This is a genomic window from Thermogutta sp. (assembly GCF_014359955.1).
Classification (GTDB): Bacteria; Planctomycetota; Planctomycetia; order Pirellulales; family Thermoguttaceae; genus Thermogutta.
Genome location: NZ_JACIYL010000972.1, coordinates 1 through 1,447, shown reverse-complemented (window position 1 = coordinate 1,447; position 1,447 = coordinate 1). Strand labels below are relative to the sequence as shown.

General features: G+C 57.3%; 1 protein-coding gene and 1 pseudogene. Both read left to right on the top strand.

Going from position 1 to position 1,447, the window contains the following annotated elements:
- Nucleotides 1-604: pseudogene (locus H5U08_RS18670) on the top strand (glucose-6-phosphate isomerase); the annotation flags it as partial.
- A gap of 256 nt (nt 605-860) precedes the next feature.
- A partial coding sequence (locus H5U08_RS18665) for a metal-dependent hydrolase (RefSeq protein ID WP_297036612.1) occupies nt 861-1,447 on the top strand: 587 nt, incomplete at its 3' end.

Here is a 1,447-nt window from a genome sequence, read left to right as displayed (position 1 = left end):
TGCTGCGTTTCGGACAAATGATCCGGCGGAAAATCCTATCTTGAAGTACGTAGCGATCTGCCATCTTATGGAAGTGCAGCGGGGCGCTTCCACACGCGTCCTTGCCACCTGGGGCAAGCGTCTGGAGGCGGTGGGCTTGTGGTATGATCAGCTTCTTTCGGAAAGTCTCGGCAAAAATGGCCAGGGAGCCACACCGCTGACCGTTGTCAACACCCGCGATTTGCACTCGCGGGGCCAGCAGCATCAGGAGGGCCGCCGGGACAAGCTGTTTACGAACCTCTGGCCTGGCAAAGAGTGCCTTGTAACCCTTCGCATCCCCCGCTGGGACACCAATGATGATGGACTCAATGAGTACGCCGGCCGAACCATCCACGAGCTTCTCAATGCCGCACGGCAGGGAACCAATCAGGCATACGCGGAGGCTTACCGGAGAACAGCGGAGATAGTCATTCCCCAAATCGAGGAACGCTCGCTGGGGGCCGTGTTCCAGTTCCTCATGTTGGCGACTGTCACGGAAGGCTACCTGATTGGCATCAATCCCTACGGTCAGCCAGGTGTCGAGGCGTACAAACGGCACATGCGCCACTACCTGCGGAAAACCTGACGGAGTCTCTTTTCCCAGGGCAGGGCAGGGGAGAGGCATCCCTTTCCAATGGAACGTGACAGGTCAGCTCGACCGATCGGCACGCCGTGCCCCGTGTGCGAGCGCAAGTGTCAGTCTGTCCGGAATGGGAGATTCTGCTGAAGTTTGCCACGCCTGTATAATAGCGATGATCAAACGCAGGCAGGGAGTCATAGCTGAGACGCTTTGGTGATCAAACGACGGGTCTACTGACGAACAACGAGGAGGTGTTGAACGAATGGCCACAGAATTGCAATGGTTGGGTCACGGCAGTTGGCTGATTCAGACGAATGGCACGCAAATTGTGCTCGATCCGTTTCTGGACGACTCACCGGTGGCCCCCGTCAAATCGCATCAGGTGCAGGCTCAGTTCGTCCTCGTGTCGCATGGGCACTTCGACCATATTGCCGATGCCGAAAAGATCGCCAAGGCGAATCAGGCTACCGTCATTTCCACGTATGAAATCTGCGAATGGCTGGCCAAGCGGGGCGTGGAAAAGACCCACGCCATGAACATCGGCGGCAGCTACGAGTTTTCCTTCGGCCGGGTGAAAATGACCCCGGCGGTGCATACCTCGATGCTTCCGGATGGCAGCTACGGGGGTGTGGCCGCGGGGTTTCTCCTTACCTTGCCAGAGGGCAAAGTCTATTTTGCCTGTGACACGGGCCTTTTCCTGGATATGCAACTAATCGGGCAGGAAGGATTAGCCCTCGCAGCACTCCCCATTGGCGATAACTTCACGATGGGGCCTGAAGATGCGCTCCAGGCGGTTAAATTTCTCCATCCCAAAATGGTGGTTCCCGTTCACGCCAATACCTGGCCCCT